This is a genomic window from Anaerolinea thermolimosa, assembly GCF_001050195.2.
GTDB lineage: Bacteria > Chloroflexota > Anaerolineae > Anaerolineales > Anaerolineaceae > Anaerolinea > Anaerolinea thermolimosa.
The window spans coordinates 2,149,211-2,168,393 of record NZ_DF967965.1; the positions used below are offsets into that span (position 1 = coordinate 2,149,211).

General features: G+C 46.2%; 23 protein-coding genes. 22 read left to right on the forward strand and 1 reads right to left on the reverse strand.

The window, feature by feature from the left end:
• The first annotated feature begins 51 nt into the window (after positions 1-51).
• The 19 genes from ATHL_RS09740 (at position 52) to ATHL_RS09830 (ending at position 15,558) form a co-directional block, all read left to right on the forward strand.
• Positions 52-1,332, forward strand: coding sequence for an SMP-30/gluconolactonase/LRE family protein (locus tag ATHL_RS09740; protein ID WP_062192833.1), 1,281 nt, complete (start codon positions 52-54; stop codon positions 1,330-1,332).
• A gap of 484 nt (positions 1,333-1,816) precedes the next feature.
• The gene (locus ATHL_RS09745) at positions 1,817-2,260 is read left to right on the forward strand and encodes a hypothetical protein (protein ID WP_062192836.1); all 444 of its coding nucleotides are present in this window, start codon (positions 1,817-1,819) and stop codon (positions 2,258-2,260) included.
• A 1,102-nt stretch (positions 2,261-3,362) separates the two neighbouring features.
• The gene (locus ATHL_RS09750; RefSeq protein ID WP_062192838.1) at positions 3,363-3,752 is read left to right on the forward strand and encodes a terminase small subunit; all 390 of its coding nucleotides are present in this window, start codon (positions 3,363-3,365) and stop codon (positions 3,750-3,752) included.
• Entirely contained in the window at positions 3,727-5,019 is a 1,293-nt protein-coding gene (locus tag ATHL_RS09755) for a phage terminase large subunit family protein (protein ID WP_062192841.1), read from the forward strand. The genes ATHL_RS09750 and ATHL_RS09755 overlap by 26 nt, the downstream gene beginning before the upstream one ends.
• Positions 5,019-6,299: a phage portal protein gene (locus tag ATHL_RS09760; RefSeq protein WP_062192844.1), complete on the forward strand. Its 1,281-nt coding sequence runs from the start codon at positions 5,019-5,021 to the stop codon at positions 6,297-6,299. The genes ATHL_RS09755 and ATHL_RS09760 overlap by 1 nt, the downstream gene beginning before the upstream one ends.
• Positions 6,296-7,030 (forward strand): minor capsid protein, encoded by a 735-nt coding sequence (locus tag ATHL_RS09765; protein WP_062192847.1) that lies wholly within the window; start codon positions 6,296-6,298, stop codon positions 7,028-7,030. Before ATHL_RS09760 ends, ATHL_RS09765 begins: the two co-directional genes overlap by 4 nt.
• Complete coding sequence (locus ATHL_RS09770; protein WP_062192849.1) at positions 7,023-7,481, forward strand: hypothetical protein; 459 nt, start codon at positions 7,023-7,025, stop codon at positions 7,479-7,481. Before ATHL_RS09765 ends, ATHL_RS09770 begins: the two co-directional genes overlap by 8 nt.
• Positions 7,482-7,496: 15 nt before the next feature.
• Positions 7,497-8,477, forward strand: coding sequence for a phage major capsid protein (locus ATHL_RS09775; protein WP_062192852.1), 981 nt, complete (start codon positions 7,497-7,499; stop codon positions 8,475-8,477).
• Positions 8,478-8,500: 23 nt separating this feature from the next.
• Positions 8,501-8,815 carry a hypothetical protein gene (locus tag ATHL_RS09780; RefSeq protein WP_062192854.1) on the forward strand — a complete coding sequence of 105 codons (315 nt, stop codon included), beginning with the start codon at positions 8,501-8,503 and terminating at the stop codon, positions 8,813-8,815.
• Entirely contained in the window at positions 8,802-9,167 is a 366-nt protein-coding gene (locus ATHL_RS09785; RefSeq protein WP_062192857.1) for a hypothetical protein, read from the forward strand. The genes ATHL_RS09780 and ATHL_RS09785 overlap by 14 nt, the downstream gene beginning before the upstream one ends.
• On the forward strand, positions 9,167-9,502 hold the full coding sequence (locus ATHL_RS09790) for an HK97-gp10 family putative phage morphogenesis protein (RefSeq protein ID WP_062192859.1): 336 nt from the start codon (positions 9,167-9,169) through the stop codon (positions 9,500-9,502). Before ATHL_RS09785 ends, ATHL_RS09790 begins: the two co-directional genes overlap by 1 nt.
• Complete coding sequence (locus ATHL_RS09795) at positions 9,499-9,837, forward strand: DUF3168 domain-containing protein (protein ID WP_062192862.1); 339 nt, start codon at positions 9,499-9,501, stop codon at positions 9,835-9,837. Before ATHL_RS09790 ends, ATHL_RS09795 begins: the two co-directional genes overlap by 4 nt.
• A gap of 1 nt (position 9,838) precedes the next feature.
• Entirely contained in the window at positions 9,839-10,234 is a 396-nt protein-coding gene (locus ATHL_RS09800; RefSeq protein ID WP_062192863.1) for a phage tail protein, read from the forward strand.
• A gap of 6 nt (positions 10,235-10,240) precedes the next feature.
• Positions 10,241-10,546 carry a hypothetical protein gene (locus ATHL_RS09805; RefSeq protein WP_062192866.1) on the forward strand — a complete coding sequence of 102 codons (306 nt, stop codon included), beginning with the start codon at positions 10,241-10,243 and terminating at the stop codon, positions 10,544-10,546.
• Positions 10,547-10,626: 80 nt separating this feature from the next.
• Positions 10,627-10,875, forward strand: a complete 249-nt coding sequence (locus ATHL_RS09810) for a phage tail assembly protein T (protein ID WP_062192869.1) — start codon at positions 10,627-10,629, stop codon at positions 10,873-10,875.
• Positions 10,872-12,320, forward strand: a complete 1,449-nt coding sequence (locus ATHL_RS09815) for a phage tail tape measure protein (RefSeq protein ID WP_062192871.1) — start codon at positions 10,872-10,874, stop codon at positions 12,318-12,320. The genes ATHL_RS09810 and ATHL_RS09815 overlap by 4 nt, the downstream gene beginning before the upstream one ends.
• Positions 12,317-14,533 (forward strand): LamG domain-containing protein, encoded by a 2,217-nt coding sequence (locus ATHL_RS09820; RefSeq protein WP_062192874.1) that lies wholly within the window; start codon positions 12,317-12,319, stop codon positions 14,531-14,533. The genes ATHL_RS09815 and ATHL_RS09820 overlap by 4 nt, the downstream gene beginning before the upstream one ends.
• A complete protein-coding gene (locus ATHL_RS09825; protein WP_062192877.1) occupies positions 14,530-15,321 on the forward strand; it encodes a hypothetical protein in 792 nt (263 codons plus the stop codon). Before ATHL_RS09820 ends, ATHL_RS09825 begins: the two co-directional genes overlap by 4 nt.
• A gap of 3 nt (positions 15,322-15,324) precedes the next feature.
• The gene (locus ATHL_RS09830; RefSeq protein WP_062192889.1) at positions 15,325-15,558 is read left to right on the forward strand and encodes a hypothetical protein; all 234 of its coding nucleotides are present in this window, start codon (positions 15,325-15,327) and stop codon (positions 15,556-15,558) included.
• Here the strand turns inward: ATHL_RS09830 and ATHL_RS09835 are convergent.
• Positions 15,529-16,401 (reverse strand): tyrosine-type recombinase/integrase, encoded by an 873-nt coding sequence (locus tag ATHL_RS09835; protein ID WP_062192890.1) that lies wholly within the window; start codon positions 16,399-16,401, stop codon positions 15,529-15,531. The two genes, ATHL_RS09830 and ATHL_RS09835, sit on opposite strands and share 30 nt — an antisense overlap.
• A gap of 386 nt (positions 16,402-16,787) precedes the next feature.
• On the opposite strand from ATHL_RS09835, the gene ATHL_RS09840 reads away from it, so the two are divergent.
• The 3 genes from ATHL_RS09840 (at position 16,788) to ATHL_RS09850 (ending at position 19,183) form a co-directional block, all read left to right on the forward strand.
• Positions 16,788-17,633: a hypothetical protein gene (locus tag ATHL_RS09840; protein WP_062192893.1), complete on the forward strand. Its 846-nt coding sequence runs from the start codon at positions 16,788-16,790 to the stop codon at positions 17,631-17,633.
• Positions 17,634-17,704: 71 nt separating this feature from the next.
• Positions 17,705-18,028, forward strand: coding sequence for a DUF4180 domain-containing protein (locus tag ATHL_RS09845; protein WP_272897355.1), 324 nt, complete (start codon positions 17,705-17,707; stop codon positions 18,026-18,028).
• Positions 18,029-18,145: 117 nt separating this feature from the next.
• Entirely contained in the window at positions 18,146-19,183 is a 1,038-nt protein-coding gene (locus ATHL_RS09850) for a UDP-glucose--hexose-1-phosphate uridylyltransferase (RefSeq protein ID WP_062192897.1), read from the forward strand.

The following is a 19,183-nucleotide window of genomic DNA, read 5'->3' on the forward strand; positions in this document are numbered from 1 at the left end:
ATCCTATACTAAAGCAAAGACCACAGAGGGTGGCCTGAGAGTTCTTCAACCATGGCCATTCAACCTAAAACGATCAAAAAACGGGCAGGCAGCGCTCACCGGGTGAAATCTCCCAGGGAGCGTACCCTCCAGGCGGCCATCATCACCGGATTATGTGCTATCCTTGCCGTGGTGGTTGGTTTTTTTCTCGATCTCTTTTACTCACGCCCCAAGCCCATTCTTATTCTAACCCCCACCCAGGCACAAGCATCTACCTCCTTGCCCCAGCCGGATGGAATGCTCCACACAGATACTCCACCATGGCTTCCTGCCAATTCCCTGACCCAATCCTCTACACGCCCCGCTCTGAAGACACCTTCCCTTCCAGCCAGCCATCCCATCAGGATCTTACAGCAATTTCAGGGGCCGGGATCTTCTGCCGAGGGAATCGCCTGGGATGGTGAGACATTGTGGATCTCAGAGCCGACTACCATTTTCAACCTTAATGAAAACGGAAAAATTCTCAGTGCCCGGCCTGCCCCGGAGGTTACCCCTGGAGGCATGACCTGGGATGGTGCCCATCTCTGGTTATACACCACCAACTATTCTTTTATGTACGAGCTGGATACCGGAGGTCCAACCATTCGCTCCCTCCGATCCATCAAAGCCCCGACCATCGTCATCGGGGGTAGCATTACACATGATCTGGCATGGGATGGCGAACACTTCTGGTATGCCAATCAGTACAATCTCTATGAATTTTCCACCACAGGTGAGGTTATCCAAAATCTGGCATTCCCGCAGAATATTACCGGCCTCGATTGGGACGGCAGTCACCTCTGGCTGGCATTCAGTCATCCCATGCAAGAGGATTCTTTTCAGGTGATCGATCCATCCGGTGAGACACTGGGTACCTTCGAGGCGCCGGTCAAAAACATCACCGGGATGACCTGGGGTAAAGGAACTTCGTTATGGGTCATCGCCCATGAAGATCCCGGCTTTGTCACCCAGATCTATGAACTTGATACCACCGCCGCCCTCCGAATGATCCCCCGTCCCATCGACCGGGCGTGGGAAGCCCGCCTGATCTCTGCTGAACGACGGGAAACCCTTCCGGTTTTCTCGGCCAGTGGTCAACCCGGCCGGCTAAAAGCTCCCGACAATGGGCTGGTCTTCTATATAGTGCAGGTCGAAATATACAACCCGCATCCCGGAGCTGTCATGGATCCAACCGCTTTAGAATTAGTTGATGACCAAAACCGGTCTTTTTCACCCGTTGGGATTCAAGACCCCCTCTCCGGGAATTACTACTGGGGCAATTCAGGCCAGACCTGTAATGTGTTAGTTGTTTAGATTCTAGCACAACTCCCCCAAAGTGTCCAAGAGTAATTCGAAGGTGATGTAAACATACGAATTTTTCATTTTGTGGTATAATTAATATAAAGATAATAAATATTTTGCCGAAGTCACAGAAATAAAATAAGTAGTTATTGCCACAGTTATAGAGGGAAAATTTATCCCTGCCCGCACTGGATAGCCCGAAGATTAAAATAACATTAGAGCTTTGTTAAAACCGCTGGTAATAGGATGATCAAAGTGGGTAGCTACGTTCTATATTAATAGAGGGATAAATCAAAAAAGGGGGGAATATGTCTAAAAATTAGTTAACCTGGAGGTGATTATGTTAGTGATTATCTTACTCAGTATTTCTCTTGCGCTTACTTTTTTCAACCTGGGGTATTTCTTGGGGGCAAATCGCTCGAAACTATTCAAATAAGTTATTAAATTCCAAATTATTTCAAGGGGCAAGCAGAAAGGGGTTAGTTATGAGGTACACATGCAGTTACAACCCATTTACAATGATACTAAATTCAGGCAGAAACTTCGGTTTCCGAGATTAAATATCAGTACAACGCTTACCGACATGGATTTTGTAATAGAAAAATCAAATATCCTTTTTGTTTTTGGGGAAGTAAAAGAAACTGGAAAAGATTTAGCCTGGGGGCAAAAAATACTTTATGAGAGAGTGATAGATGCCATTAATTACAATCCTGAAAAACGGGCAATCTTCCTTCAGGTCTGGCATCATAATCCACCACCAGATGATATCCTACTTGAAGACACAGTGGTGGTAAAAGCATATAGTAGATGTGGCTGGCAGTCTTTTGACCCCCCCATAAATACGGTTGCGTTTATAGAGTATTTGCTGGAAGATACCATAAAAGAAGAAAACAAAAGAAGGCTCAGCCTCCAGACAGAGATTGTTATGCATCCTGTTTAAAGGGGAGGGTTTTATGACTTATCGATGTGCAATATGTGGCAATTACATAAAGCAAGTCAGGTATGACCTTTGCCCGGCATGTTTTAAGAATTATGGAATAACAGACACCTGGGTAAGAGAATTAATTAGAAATGAGAGGCATCTGGAAACAATAGAGAGCCACGAAATTCCTTTTACAGACCTCTTCCCAAATGTACAAAGGAAAGTGGATGAATGTTAACGTTTTGTTAACGTTTTATAAGAATCGCTGAATAGAGGCCAGGTTATCCCTATATATATGATAGAGGGAGAAGAAAAACTAAATTTAGATTTTCGGGACTTTTCAAAAATCAGTTAGCCCATTTTCCCACTTTCTTCTGATTTTTATGCCTTCAGAGGGGGATGCAGAAGGCACGTCAGAAAGACGTAAAAACAGCCGTGGATGGTACGGACGGGATTAAAACCTTCCCGTGAAACCGGTTACATACCAGACCTCATACTTTTTGTCTGGCGGACACACCCGATAATAAACAGCAGACGCAATACAGCCAGCATCGTAGAAAATGGGGGGTTAGACTCCCCCCGCCCGGCTTCTTAAGAGATAGGGGTTAATCCAGCGTCCACCTTGAAGCCCTGCACGCACCGGCCAACAGCCCAGTTTACCTGGTGAGGTACGGTTACCCCTAGCGGTTATACTGCACCGCCCTTTCTCAAAGGTAAGTCGTGGAGGAGTTAACAACATCATACAGAAAACTAACGAAAAACTAACCAGCGGAATTTTATAGTTTTTCAGCCTTTGGCTTCTTCTGTATGGTGCAGGCAACCCCTCTACGATGGGAGACCTGTATCTATTTACTGAAATTAAGCAATTTCGGTAAATAGATTAGGCTCAAACCTGAAAAATTCTTAACGCATTTGCTAACGCAAATGCTAATTTTGCTGATTTTCGCAGAAAAATTAATTAATCTCTCTTTTTTACTTTAAATCTTAATAGACCCTGGCTTTACTACAGGTCAATTGGGGGGATTCTGTCTTAAATCAAAAAGAGGTAAAGACATCATTTTTAAGCGACTTATCCCTATATAGTAATAGGGGAAGAAATCATTTGAAGAGGTAAACATTTATGAATCTCAGGCAAAAAGCATTTGTAGATACTTACATAGCTGGATTACTGGGGGAAAAGCTTTCTGCTCCTCAGGCGTATCTCAAAGTATATCGGACGAAGAGTCTGAAGGTAGCGGGGCGTGAAAGTCATCGGATATTACAGCGGCCTGAGGTAAAGGAATACATCCAGCAGAAGATGAGTGAGCTGGCGATGAGCGGGAATGAAGTACTGGTGAGGCTGGCGGAGATAGCCAGAAATGGGACAAACACAGAGAAGTTAAAGGCGCTGGAATTAATTGGGAAAGTACACGGGTTATTCACGGAGAGAGTAGATGTCACCAGTGGGGGAGAGAAGCTGAGTTTCAAGGAATTTATTCAAAGTTATGGCAACATCCGACTACCAGGATAAGAGCTTTGAAGCTTTCTGTGAGCAATTCCTCAAAATTGTGGATAAGCAAAACCGGGTAATTCCCCTCAGGCTGAATGCTATCCAGAAAAAGCTGATTGGAGAGCTAACGGGAAGGGATATTATTCTGAAGCCGAGGCAGACAGGAATTACCACCCTCATCCAGGCCTTTATCTTCCGAAGTATGCTGGAGGAAAATACCAGAGCCGTCACTCTCACCCATCTGGATTCGAGCACGGAAAATATTCGTAAAATTCAGGATACCTTTTATCAACATTTCCCTTTCAGTGATTTAAAGCGGGGGAGCAACAATCAGGTTACGGTAACCTATCCGTTATTTAATTCAAGTCATACTACCAGTACGGCAGGCAGTCTGGATTTTGGCAGAGGGGGGACATTCACCATCTTTCATGGGAGTGAGGTAGCTTTCTGGAAAGACCCTGAGAAAATCATCAGCGGGGTAGCTCAATCAAGCAGGTGGATTATTCTGGAGAGCACTCCGAATGGGGCACAGGGCTGGTTTTATGAGAAATGTCTGGAGGCTTTATCCGGTAGAGGGGGGTGGAGACTGCATTTTTTCCCCTGGTATGAATTTGAGGAATACAGGGATATACCGGACTTCAAAGAGCGGAAGCTTCAGGAATTGGGGAGGTTTTTCTATCAGGAATATCCTGAAACGGTAGAGGAGTGTTTTTTGAGCAGTGGGGAGGGGTATTTTGATACGCTGGACTTATCCAGGACATTTACAGCCCCAGCTAACAACCAGTTTGTGTACGGGCATGTTTATTCAGCCGGACTGGATTTTGGGCAATCGAATGATTTCACCTTTTTAACGGTGATAGACCGCACAGAAAACTGTCAGGTGGATTATCTGCACTTGAATAAACTTCCCTGGAGTCAGCAGAGGCATGAAATTATCAAGATGTATCGAAAGTGGCATCTGACCTCAATACGGGCGGAAGAAAATTCGATAGGCAACGTCAACATTGAAGAATTAGAGAATGCCGGTTTAAGGATAGAGCGTTTTACCACCACCAACAGAAGCAAAAATCAAATTATGCAACGGCTTTATGATGCTCTGGAGAATGGACTGAAGCTGATAGACTGGCCGGTACAGAAGATGGAATTGAGAAACATGGTATCGAAACAAACAAAGTCCGGTCTGTGGACGATTGAAGCGGCTTCCGGTCATGATGATACGGTGATGGGACTGGCGTTAGCCGTGAGTGCAAAAATAAATTCAGAAAGAAGAGCGAGGAGTTGGAATTAATGATGAATGATTTAGAGATTGCGTATGAAAGTCTGAAAAACAAAATTCCTCTGTACAACCAGCTGTACCATTATGCGGAAGGTCATCCAGGGTTGAAGTACTCCACCGAGCGTCTGAATCGGGCATTTGGACGGCTGGCCTATTTTGCACAGGACTGGGGGCATTTAGTCATTCGGGTTATTCTGGACAGGTTGATTTTAAAGGGTTTTGATGCCGGAGATGAATCTGTAAATGGACTGTTAGATGAGTTGTTTCTCTCCACCGGAATGAATTTAGAAGCCAGGAATATCCATGAATCCTTACTGGTGACGGGGGAAGCTTTTCTCATGGTTGATTTTGTGGACGGGAAGCCTGAAGTCTACGCCAATGACCCACGTATGTGTGAGATGATTTACGATGCAGAGAGGCCGAGGGTCAAAAAATTTGCATTAAAAAAGTGGGAAGATGGGGGAAAGTACTTTATCAACCTGTATTATCCAGACCGGATAGAGAAGTATCAGGCAGATGCGGATTATCCAGGGAGTTACCGGCTCAAAGAAACCCTTTCCAACCCCCTGAATGAGATACCGGTTTTTCACTTTAAAAATTCCAGCCACAAGATACAGGGGGAATTGAGCGAAGCCACCCTGTCCATTCTGGATGCCATTAACAAGCTTTTCAGTGATTTGATGGTAGCGGCTGAATTTGAAGCTTTCAAGATGCGGGTTTTTATTGCTCAATCTGACCCTGGAGACATTCAGGTGGGGCCGGACATGAAAATCTGGCTTCCTGCTACTGAGGGAGAAGGCCAGGGGGCGCAGGTACTGGAATTAGGTGGGAGCAGTCTGAAAAACTTTTTGGAGCCACTGGAGAGCCTGGCAACCATACTGGCAACAACTACGGGGACACCCAAGCATTACTTACTTCCCTCAGGAAGCAACCTCTCTGGAGAAGCTCTGATGATACAGGAGAGCCCGCTGGTGAAAAAGGTGAATATGAAGCAGGAATTATACAGTCCGGTTTGGCAGGAAGTAGCCGCATTTTTACTCCGACTGCTGGGGATAAATTACAACCAATCCGAGATTAGTTGTGTCTGGGAGAATCCAGAAACGATGCTTCCGGTGACAGAAGCACAGACGATTCAAATTCTGGCCAGTGCTGGAATACCATTGATTTCCGCTTTACGCTGGATGGGAAAAGATGAAGCGGAAATCAGGCGGGTAGCGGATGAAAAGAATCAGGAAGATTTGCAGAATCAAAATGTTTTAGCCCAGTCTTTATTGAGATTTAATCAGCAATGACCTACCAGGAAAGAGTTAAAGAGCACATTCTGAAATGGCTGAATCAATTACAAAGGGCTGAGAAAGAGGAGATGCTTTATCTGGTGTCTCGATGGCAGGAAGTAGAAAAAGTCCTCTCTGAAATGATTCTTGATTTAGCTCAAAAAGAGGGATTAAGCCGAAACCAACTCTATCGTCTGGAAGAATATCAGAAGTTTTTGAATGAATTACAGCGGCAGATAAAATATTTTTCTCTGGATGTGGGGCAGAAAATCATTCAACAGCAGAAGTGGATAGGTGGCTTTGAAATTATTCCTGGAGGTTTATCCCTGAGGCAGGGAAATTTGTGGATTGGATTATCCAGAGAAGGTACACCCATTTATGAATTGTTGAAAGAGAGCTATCCAGAAACGGTTATCCGCATCACGAATACCTTACTGGAGGGAATCAGTCTGGGGTATGCCCCTGAAAAAACGGCCAGACTGATGAGAGAAGATTTAGCAGGGAATTTAAGCAGGGCATTGAGGATAGCCCGCACGGAGCAGATGAATACCTTTCGTGAGGTATCCAGGATGCAGATGGAGCAGGCGGGGGTGGATAGCTGGGAATGGCTGGCTGAAGAGGATGCCTGTGATTTTTGTCTTTCTCAGGCAGGGAAGCGATTTCCCACTGAGCAGGGGATGGAAACTCACCCCAATTGTCGTTGTGCCATGTTACCTGTAATTGAAAAAAGGAGCGATTCCAATGGATGAATTTGAGAATTGGTTGGAAAACCAGGATGAGACCGTAAAAATGCTGATTCAGGAGCGATTCACCAGGCTTGAAAACACGGTAAAAGCTACCCGACAGGAGCGCGATACTCTGTCCAGGGAGTTGAAAGAGTTGAGTAAAAGAGTTGAAGCTGATAGTGAAGCAGGAAGAAAGCTATCAGAAATCCAGAAACAGCTTGAAGAGGCAGAAAAGAAAGTGCATTTTTATCAGGAAGTCCACAAACAGGGAGTCAGTAACAGTACTGCGGCTTATGCCCTGGTTACTGCATTTAATCTGTGGGATGAATCGGGAAATCCAGACTGGAAGAAGCTAAGAGAGATTGCCCCTGAGCTTTTTAAGACTGCACTATCCAGCAATGCCGGAAGTGGGACTTCCTCCAGATTAACTGAAGATGCCAATCAGGCTATTCGTCAGGCTTTAAAACATAAATAAAAGGAGAGTATCAATATGTCCGATTATGACAAGTATATCAGTACAGGGAATGTAGGATTAACCCCTGAGCAATTGGGAGAAATTATTGCGGAAGCTACCAGACAATCTGCCGTGCTATCCCTGGGCAGACGGTTACGCAACATGACCACTGGTGAATTGAAATTAAAGGTGTCCACGGCTTTACCGGAAGTGTATTTTGTAGGGGAAAAGGGTAAATCTCAAACCTATCCCCCCGATGCCCTGAAAAAGACCACCAAGTCCGAATGGGAAGATGTTTCTATTTATGCCGGAGAGCTGGCGGCGATTGTTGTGATTCCAAACAATGTTTTCAATGATGCAAACTTTGATATTTTTGCCGAGGTGAAAGCCCAGATGCCGGGAGCAATCGCCAAGACCATTGACCGGGCGGTTTTTTACGGTCAGGCAGGGGTGGATGTACCGGATGACTGGAGCAATGGTATTTTTGTCAATGCTCCTGCATCTCATAAGATTACGGCTGGGACGGGGGCAGATGTTTATGATGACCTGCTGGGTGAAGAAGGGGTTTTTGCTGTGGTGGAAGAAGATGGCTATGATGTCAACGGGATTGTTTCTGCCACCACCATGAAGGCAAAGCTTCGCGGATTGAGGGATGGGACGAATGGTATGCCGTTATTCACCATGTCCATTCAGGATGGGCCGCAGTATGCTCTGGCGGGTGTGCCCATGACCTTCCCGGAGAATGGGGGTTTTGACCCGTCAGAAACCCTGCTGATTGCCGGGGACTGGAATAAACTGGTGTATTCCATTCGTCAGGACATGGCTTTTGATGTCTTTGATACGGGGGTCATTCAGGATGCTTCAGGGAATATCACCCATAATCTCATGCAGGAAGACCTGACTGCATTACGGGTGACCTTTAGAATGGCATGGGGAATGCCTTTACCGGCACAGCAGGCCAGAGTGGTGGCTTCCGGGGTGTATCCGTTTGGTTTTTATGTCCCTTCCGGGGTTTAAATAAGTCACAGGAGAAGTTGTAGATGAGTGCAGAGATTGAGAGATTAAGAAGGATGATTGATGATGTCCAGTCTCAGGAATATTCCGATGAGACTTTGACATACTATCTTGAATTGGCTCACGGGGATTTAAACCAGGTAGCCGGGGAAATATGGGCTGAGAAGGCCATGAAGCTCACCCTGACTCACTACAACTTCTCTGCAGACGGGGCATCTTACGATTTGGGAGAAGTGATTGAGCAGGCAAAGAGAAACAGTCAGTATTACATGAGCAAACGCAAAGCCAGGACTTCACGCTGGATAAAAGACCCGCCGGAGGTAGAAGATGCTCAACCTTAATCTATTGCAGGAAGTCCAGGAAGCTCACATGCCGGATAGATGTACCATTCAGCATGTGACTTCTTCCGGTTATAACACTTTTGGAGAAGTCATTACCCAGGTGGTGATGGTTTCCGGGGTAGTGTGTGGACTGGAGATGACTGGAGGGACAACACAGTATCACGGGCAGTATTTTTCTACTCCGGTAGATGCAGTACTGAGATTACCGGTAGAAACTGAAATTTATCCCAATGACAGGGTAGTGATAACCCTGCATCGTCAGCAGGAAGCCCACGAAGCCTTTGAGGTAGTCAGCTATCCTCAAAAAGGGAATACTGCCATGCGGATTTATCTCAGGCGGGTGATAAGCTGATGGAAATAGAAGGGTTAGCTGAATTGCTGAAGCAGATAGAAGGTCTGGGGAAAATACCTTCTTCTGATGCTCTTTTAAAGGGGGCAATGGTTTTACAGGGGTTATCCATGCAGAATGCACCGGTAAAAACCGGCTTTCTGAGACAGTCCCATGAAAGCACAAAGACCGAATCGGGAGCCCAGATGATAGTCCATGCCGAATATGCCGTTTATCAGGAATGGGGTACGTCTAAAATGCCCGGGAAGGGGTTTGTACGCAGAGCTATTGATGAGGGGAAGAAGGCAATCCTGGATGAGATTCGCAATGCAATACAGGAGGAAATCAAGAAGTTATGAGTACAGAAGAAAAACTGGTAACCCTTTTATCAGGTATGAAGGTATTTCCTCTTCTCAAACCGGAAGGAGAAGTATCTCCCTGTGTACTTTATCAGCGAATCAGCACTCAGGAAAGAAACCATCATGGGGGAAAGGGACTGAAGCTTTCACGTTTTCAACTCACCTGTCTGGACAGTACCAAAGCCGGAGTAGTTTCTCTGGTAGAAGAGGTCAAAAACCGGCTGGATTTAAATCAGACCACCTGGTTATTCTCATGGCTCATCAATCAATATGATGACCTGGAAGAGAATTTTTTCAAAACAATTTTAGAATTTTATATTTTTGAGGAGGATTAACATGGCCACTACAAATTATGGTGTCGTTTTATCTTTAAACAGCACTCCCATTGGGGAAGTGGTGACAATTGAGCCACCTGAAATCTTGAATCCGGCCCTGGAAAGCACCAGTCATGCCTCAGGGGGATACAGAGAGTTTATCTCTTCCAATCTGGTAGAGGTGGGGGAGTTTACGGCCACCATTCACTATACTGTCGCCAGTGGGGTTTATAACCCTCTGACCAAGTTGACCAGTGGGACTGCAGATAACTATGCTATCAGTTTCCCAAACGGGGCTAATTGGAGCTTTAATGCCCTGGTTACAGGGGTAAAGGTGCAGGAAGCGGATGCTCAGAATCCTGACACGCTTAAAGCTGAAATTACCTTTCGGCCTACGGGCACGCCCACATTGAGTTAAATAGCTATGAAAGAAGAATTTTCCTCTCGATTAAGACGGAAATCAAAGAAAGTACAGGTGCAGGGGTTTGAGGTGGAAATCAGGGAGTTAAGCGGCGGGGATTATCTGGAAATTACTGAAAAATCCATGCAGGGGCAGGGGGTTAATTATAAAGATTTTCTCAATCTGGCGCTTCTGAAAAGTGTTTTTGTAAATGGAGAGCCTTTATTTGAGGGGGAAGCTGACCTGCAGGAAATCCCGGCTTCTGTGTACAGTGAGCTTGTAACGGAAATCACGCAAATCAACGGGTTAGAAAACCCAAAAAAATCCTGAAATCCCCCCTGCATTTCTTTGTATACCGTTTAGCCCTGTATTTAGGGAAAACGGTTGGGGAATTGCTGGAAGAAATCAGTATGCAGGAATTACAGGGCTGGATGGAATTTTATACCGCAGAGCCTTTCGGATACAGCATGGAGAATTACCGGACAGGGATAACTGCTTCTGTGATAGCCAATGTCCATCGGGGGAAAAATACGAGAAGTTATCAGCCGGAGGATTTTATGCCCAGACCCCGACATAAATATCAATCCTGGCAGGAGCAGTATCAGGTAGTGAAAGTCCTGAATGAATTGTTTCATGGAGAAAACAGGAGAATGTCATGAATTTAGAAAAGCTGGTAGTCCCGCTTGAATGGGCGAAAAGTAAATTTGATAGTGAGTTAAGGAATCTCAAAAGCAATCTCCAGGATTTAACCAAAAAAGGACTTGTACTGGCGGGGGCTGGCATTGGGGGTTTTACAACCGCCGCTGGCGTTGCCTTGAATAAAACGCTGGAATGGGGGGAAACGCTAGACAGTATTCAAGACCACCTGAATAGCACCGGGGAAGAAGCCGCTGGACTGGCCTTACTGTTTGAAAATGTGGGTGGAAATGCTGACCAGCTTACCTCGGCTATGGATAAACTGACCAGGGGTCTCTGGGACAGTCAGGGTGGACTGGGGGAAACCGGAAAAGCTCTGGAAAGTCTGGGGATTACCCTGACCGGAAATAACGGGGAAGTCAAGGGGGCAGTCCAGCTTTTTCAGGAAATTGCTGATGCTCTTTCTCAAATGCCGGAGGGACTGGAAAAGAATACCCTGCTGATGGAGTTGTTTGGAAAGAGCGGAGTAGAGCTTGGGGATGCCTTATCTCTGGCGGCCAATGGGGGATTACAGGAATTTATTGACAAGGCGGATGGTATGGGACTGGTTTTTGACCAGTCCCAGATTGATAAAACCATTGAATTTAACCAAAAGATGGGGGATTTGAAAGGGTCTCTGGATGGAATAACGGCTCAGTTTGGGATTCTGATTTTGCAGGGATTAGACCCGGTGATTACAAAGTTTAATACCTGGCTTCAAGATTCCAACAACCAGCAGAAAATCAAGGATTTAGCCACTGCGCTTTCTACGGATTTACAGGGGGCGATTGAGGGGATTGGAAAAGCCATAGATTTTGCCGAAAAGAATCAATGGGTACTGGATTTAACTGGAGGGTTGTTGTCTCTGGCAGGTACATTGCTGGTGACGGGAAAGATTTTAGGGGTTTTTGGGTTGACTTTAGCCGGACTGGGTGCGCCTGTGGTTGCTCTCATCGGGATGATTGGAGTGTTGATTTATACCATTATCCGCTTTGGGCAGGATGCCTGGAATACTCTGGTGATGATTTCAGCGCTTTTCCGTTATTATGTGGGGGATTTAATCCGCAGGAATATTGAAACACTGATAAATGTTATTCAGGGTATTGGAAGAGCCATTCAGGGGGTGATTGGATGGATTGACCGGTTTATCAACAAGCTGGGCAGTATCAAAATACCGGCTCTGCTTAAACCTGGAAGTCCTACTCCCTTTGAGATGGGTTTAAGGGGTATTGGGGAAGCTTTGCGGGAATTAAGCTCTGAAAACCTGCCTGCCTTTCAAAATGAGCTTCAGATAGGATTGCAGAAAGATTTAAAAATTACCTCATCCAGGGAGGATAATGATGCCATTCTGGAGGCCATTCAATCATCAAAGATAGATGAGGTGAAACTGGCCTACGCCCTGAGAAGTATTGTATTGAGGATACCATGAGTGTTTATCCAGATTCTATCCGTCTTTACCGGCTTAATGTATTGGCCTGGGAAGAGATTACTCATTATGTTATTCAGGAGATTGAGTTGGAGTGGGGATTTGGGGAAAACAATCCTGCCACACGTATTGCCGACATTGGATGGATGAAATTCAAGCTGAATAACACCGGTGGGGAGTTTAACAACCTGGATAAGAATTTTATCCGACTGGTGATTACGTATGATGGGGATGAATATGTCCGCTTTTACGGCCAGGTTACCGACATTAAACTGATTCCGTCTATTAAAAAGTTGAAGGTGGTGGAGGTTACCGTATCGGACTGGCTTGACCAGTTAACCAGAGTCCCGCTGAATAAAATTAAAGATTCAACGAAGCGGTTGAATCTCATTTACCGCACGGGGAAAAGGTCAGATGAAGTAGTCCAGTATATTCTCAATACTGCTTTTATTCCCCCGCAAAATACCAGGATTCAGCCCGGAATAAATACATTTCCGGCCATTTTTGATACCCTGAGTGATTCCACGTATGGATACTCTGAATTATCAAAAGTAGCTCTTTCGGAGTTAGGCTATCTGTATTTGAGAAAAGACCGGGTTTTTGGGGAAACTCTGGTGTTTGAGAATATGCGGGGGGGAGTTACGGATGAAACTCCCATTCCGGTACAGAAATCTTTATCGGGAAAGCTATCTCTTGAAGATGGGGATTTTCTGTTGCTGGAAGAGGGAGATTTTTTCCTGCTCAATGAGGCTCAGAGTTTTCTTCTGGACAATACCATGACGGATATTGTTTTGGAGTATGGTGATTTTTTCAACCAGGTGACTTTTAAAGCCTATCCTAAGAGGGTAGATACCTCTCCAACCGTCTTATTCAGTCTGGAAAATCCACAAAAAATAGCTTCCGGGGAGACCCTTACCCTGAGAGGCAGTTATAAAAATGCTCAATCCGGCACACGGATAACCGGAAAAGAAATGCTTCAACCCGAAGCCACCACGGACTATATGATGAATAGCAAGGCGGATGGGACGGGCACCAATCTAACGTCTTATCTATCGGTAACGGCGGAGTATGGGACAAGTGAAGTCATTTTTACCCTGAAAAACAATTCCAGCGGTACAGGGTACATTACAAAGCTTAACTGTCGCGGCTATGGAATTTATGCCTATGACCCTGTTGAAAGTATCGCTGAAGATACCTTATCTACTCAGCGATATGGTTATAAAAGTTTACAGATTGACCAGCCATATCAGGTCAATCTTGATTACGGTAATTTATATGCTCCCTCCCTGCTGTATGAGTATAAAAACCCGGCCATTGAGTTGAAAGAGGTTTCATTTATTGCCAATCTGAATACTCAGCTCATGCTGGCCGGTCTGAGTCTGGATATTGGGGATGTGATTCGGATTAAAAACACTCAGGCGGGGATTGACAGACCATACCGGTTGCAGAAGGTATCTGTGAAAATCAAACCTGGAGGGATTATGGTTATTCGATGGGTGGTAAAAGTTGTACATTCTCTGATGCTTATTCCACTGCTCTTTCAGGGGGCAGGTTACAAACAGGGGGTTAATTTTGGTTATTTACCTCATACAGTTAATCTGAATCAGAAGAGCTGGAATGTCTGGGTTAATCTCAGCAGTCTTTCCTCTCCCAATGCCATTATGAATATTTTCAACGATGAGGCTGGCTCCAGTTTAAGGATTCAGAATGATGGGAAAATCCGTTTCTACGAAAAAGGTGAAAGCTGGCCTGGTGTCTGGACTTCCAATACCAGTGTCAGTCTGAATAGCTGGCATATGATTACTGTAACCAGAAATGGGGGTACACCTGCGGATAAACCAAAAATTTATCTGGATGGGTATGAAGTAGCCATCACTGAAGAGGTAACTCAAATTGGTAATCTCAAAGACATGACCGGCTGTATTACCATGCTGGGGAATATCAAAACGGCCACGGTGGATTACAGTTTTGAAACGGATGGCTCGATTACAGATGCCAGAATTTACAATCGGGTTTTGTCTCCGGCAGAAATTCTAACCCTCTACAATGCGGGAATAGGCGGGGAAGTGGTTAAAGAAGGCCTGGTATTTCATGCTCCTTTTGTCATGGATGTGGAAACTTATGGCTATCCCTGGAAAGGGGTTGTTTTTGACAGGATTTACAGAATTGCCGGTATATATCATGAAGTAAACCCTCTCTTTGGAGGAGGATTATGACCAGTAAAAAGATTACAGAATTAAATGCAGTTACCTCCCTGGTGGATACGGATTTGTTTCCGGTTGTGCAGGATGTACCTACCGTACCGGTTACAAAGAAAACCACCTTTTTAAAAATCAAGGAAGCTCTGCTTGCTTATTTCAATTACTACTACACTCAGATTGATGGCTGGATTCCGGCTGTTGTACCCTGGACGTATGCCAGCGCAACCACCTTTACCGTCAGTGGGGATGTCACCACCTTTTTTCCCAAAGGGACAAAGATTAAACTGATTCAAACCACTGCAAAATATTTTTATGTTACCAGTGCTGTATATGCTTCCCCCAATACCACGGTTACCGTTACAGGGGGGAGTGATTATACCCTGAGCAACGCGGCTATCACGTCTGCCTGGTACAGTTATGCAGAAACACCACAGGGGTTTCCAGACTGGTTTAACTGGACACCTTCTTTTACCGGTTTCAGTACTAATCCTGTTGGGACACACCGTTTTAAAATCAGCGGAAAAGTTATATTTCTCCAGATTTATCATTACACCCCAGGTACAAGCAATAGCGCTTCCTTTATAATGACTGCTCCGGTAAAAGCAGTCAATCTACCCAATACATACTGGAGTACTCCAATCAGGGTTATGGATAATAACACCATACAAACGAGTCCAGGGTTTATATATATTGGCGCTGACAGTGAAAACCTTGTAACTGGTAAAACAATGGCTACCGGTGGTGGATTTACTGCTTCTGGTAATAAAAGTATCACATCACTGAATTTTTTTTATGAGATATAAACAATGGAAGACCATGACCTTCTCATCACCCTTAACCAGAAAGTTGACCATATCCTGAAGATTGTTGAGGATACGGATAGAAGATTGCGCTCCGTGGAGATTGATAAATCCGCCATTCAAAACGAGGTGGATACCCTCAGTGATGAAGTTGAAAGACTGAGGGTTAAATCCGACACCTGGAGTACGATTAATTCTATCGGAATCGCCTTAGGTACACTTCTGGGTATCCTGAAATAAGAAGTCTGCCGGGGAAGCAGATTCCATGACCCGCTGTAAGTCCTCATTGTTGATATTCAAATAGCGTTTGGTTACCTCAATAGAAGTATGTCCTAACAGCCTGGAGATAGACAGGATGTCAATCCCTCTCCGGTACAGGGTCAATGCAAAATATCTCCTGAAAGAATGCAGTCCACGATGGGTAACCCCGGCTCTTTTGCACAGTCGTTTGATGATTTCCCGCAAGCCAAAAAACGCCAGCTTCTCCCCCCGCTGGTTGATAAACAGAGGAGACTCAGGAGTTACCTCTCTTGTAGAAAGGTACTCCTGCAGGCTTTTTCTTGCTTCTTTCCCTAACCACACAATCCGGGGTTTATCTCCCTTACCATGCCGGATAAGCACCTGCCCGCTTGTAAAATGAATGTCTTTTATCTGAAGGGATAATAATTCATTCGCCCTGCAACCTGTATCTATCAAACACTTGATAATGGCCGTATCCCTCAAATTGGCCACTTTCAGCAGTTTCTTCACTTCTTCCTGTGTATACTCCGGTAAAGGGGCCAGTTTACTGGAGGGAATTTTTACTTTGTCTATCGGGTTTTTTACCAGAATTTCTTCCTCAACCAGCCAGTTTAAAAAAGATTTGATGACCCGATAACTGCAGTGTACTCCCCCTCGATTGCGATGTGTCCCTAACTCCAGAAAGTATTCCCTCAAAGTGGTTGCGTTTACTTCCCTCTCACCCAGCCAGTTTTGAAATAACCTCAATTCTGACTGGTAAAGAGAGATTGTTTTTAGAGACCTCCCTTTGATTTTTCTGTCCTGCAGGAAAGATGTTAGATGGGTTAAAACAAAACCAGACATGAAGAAAATCCTCCCTGTCTGGCCTGAAAATACAGCCAACCGCTTTAGAATTAGTTGATGACCAAAACCGGTCTTTTTCACCCGTTGGGATTCAAGACCCCCTCTCCGGGAATTACTACTGGGGCAATGAGCCTATGGAAGGTATCTTCTCCGTATGGAAGAAAGACCCTCCCTCGATATATCTTGAATACCTCGTCAAAGAAAACTATCCCAACTCCAGAGTTACAATGGATGGAGAAATTCTTTCCATGGGAGAGAATTCGCGGTGGCCCCAATTCGTTTTGATTTGGGCTTTGCCTGAACAATCTACAGAAGTCACCTTGCAATATAGACCAATTCCTGCCCAAAATCCATAAACCTGAACTCTATCCAGGAGATATCCTTATTTGAACTTATCCATCATTCCGTCCCCGTCAAAAATGATTAAAGCCGGGCTTGTTGGGTTGTTCCTCGGGCTACTGAACGCCTGTCACAGCACCCCCACTGAAATTGCACAGCCAACTCCCGCCTCTCCTTCTCTTCCCGCTCCCTCCCTGACATTTACCGTAGAGTGGACCTCTTCCCCCACGCCTCAACCCTTTCCAACCACTGTCACGCCCACCCCCACCTTCACTCCCCAGCCAACAGCAACGTTGACAACGACCCCTACCCCAGCATATAAAATACTGCGTGGAGAAGTCATCGTCGAGCAGGCCGTCTGTCATTATGGTCCCGGCGCTCCCTATCTCTACAAGTATGGAGTATATCAGGGCAATAACCTCGAAATTCTGCGCCGCGTTGAAGGGAGCAACTATGTAGAAGTTCGTGCAATCGGCGGAACCAATGCCTGCTGGGTAAAAGTGGATTACCTCAGAATCCAGGGGAACTGGCTCGATCTCGAGCCCGTATCAGCCGATCAGGTCGTCCTGCCTCGCTCGCCCTATTACCAGCCACCCACCGGGGTGACCGCCCGGCGCAACGGAAACGTGGTCACCGTGAGCTGGTATGGCATCGACCTTCGCCCCGGTGACGACTCGGAACAAACCCCGTATATTGTTGAAGCCTGGGTCTGTCAGCAAGGGAAATACATTTTCCTCCCCGCTGGTACAGCCCGAAATGCAGTGGACATCATCGACGAACCCGGCTGCACTCAACCTTCACGTGCCCGCCTCACGGCTGTCGAAAAACACGGCTACACCGCCTTTGTCGAAGTCCCCTGGCCACCTGCGAGCCAGTCAACACCTGACCAATAACCCAACTCTTTCCTTTCTGGAGGTTTCCCCTGATTAATTACGTTTTACGCCAAAAGCTTTATGGTACCTATCTGGAATGCGAACCTCAAGGCGGGGTGATCCAGACCGAATCCGATGCGCTCGATCTCATTGCTGCGTGCGGCGAGAACGAAACATCGAACCTGCTCATCCACGCCGAGAATCTCCCCGAAGCCTTTTATGATCTACGTACAGGGTTTGCCGGAGCCATTCTGCTTAAATTCAGCAATTACCGCCTCCGTGTGGCAGCCATCCTTGATCCGGTGAAATCTTCCCGCGGACGTTTTGGAGAAATGGCCCTTGAGACCAACCGGGGAAACCAGTTTCGGATTTTCCCCGATGTGGAATCGGCTGAAACCTGGTTACTTCACCCCTAGAGAAGGTAATTTCTCTGCCCGATCGCAACATGGCCACCCCTGAGCGTCAAAAGCTTATCGGGCAGAAAACCCGGTTATAATTGTGCCAGCTGCACACTTTCTCTGAGGTAATTCCCAATGAATTTTGACCGACCGCATCGCCGATTAAACCTGCTGACCGGCCAGTGGGTGCTGGTTTCTCCACATCGCGCCAAACGCCCCTGGCTTGGTCAGGTCGAAAAAGTTCCCCCTGAGAACCTTCCTCAATACGACCCCACCTGCTACCTGTGTCCCGGGAACAAACGCTCGGTTGGGGTCGTCAACCCGCCCTACACAGGCACTTTTGTATTCGACAACGACTTCGCCGCACTGCTCACTCCCGAAGAGAACGGCGATGATCAACGCACTACGGGCCTCTTCGTTGCCGAAGAAGAAAATGGCATCTGCCGGGTCATTTGTTTCTCTCCTCGTCACGATCTTTCTATCCCCGAAATGACTCAGGAAGAGGTTGAAGCCGTTGTGCGAACCTGGAGCGACCAGACCCTTGATCTGGGTCAAAAGGATTTCATTCAATATGTGCAGGTGTTCGAGAACAAAGGCGCCATGATGGGCGCTTCCAACCCACACCCGCACAGTCAGATCTGGGCTACCGGACACATTCCCAATGAGCCAGCAACGGAACTGGAACGGCAGGCGGTTTATCTGGCAGAACACGGCTCATGTCTGCTTTGCGATTACCTCGAAGCCGAACGCCGTTCTGGAGAACGGATCATCGCCGTCAATGACGACTTTACCGCTGTGGTGCCCTTCTGGGCGATCTGGCCTTTTGAAGTCCTCGTCCTGGCAAACCATCATATCGCATCCATGCCTGATCTATCACCTCGCCAGGTCAGCGGGTTGGCCGATATTCTGCGCCAGGTTACCACCCGGTATGATAACCTTTTCGAAATCAGTTTCCCTTACTCCATGGGCTTTCACCAGGCTCCTTTTGACGGAAAACCCCACCCCGAACAACATTTCCATGCCCATTATTACCCACCGTTGTTGCGATCGGCAACGGTGCGCAAATTTATGGTAGGCTTTGAAATGTTGGGTATGCCTCAGCGAGATTTAACTCCCGAAACCGCCGCTCAGCGCCTGCGTGAACTTCCCTCCACCCATTATCGCCTGCGATAA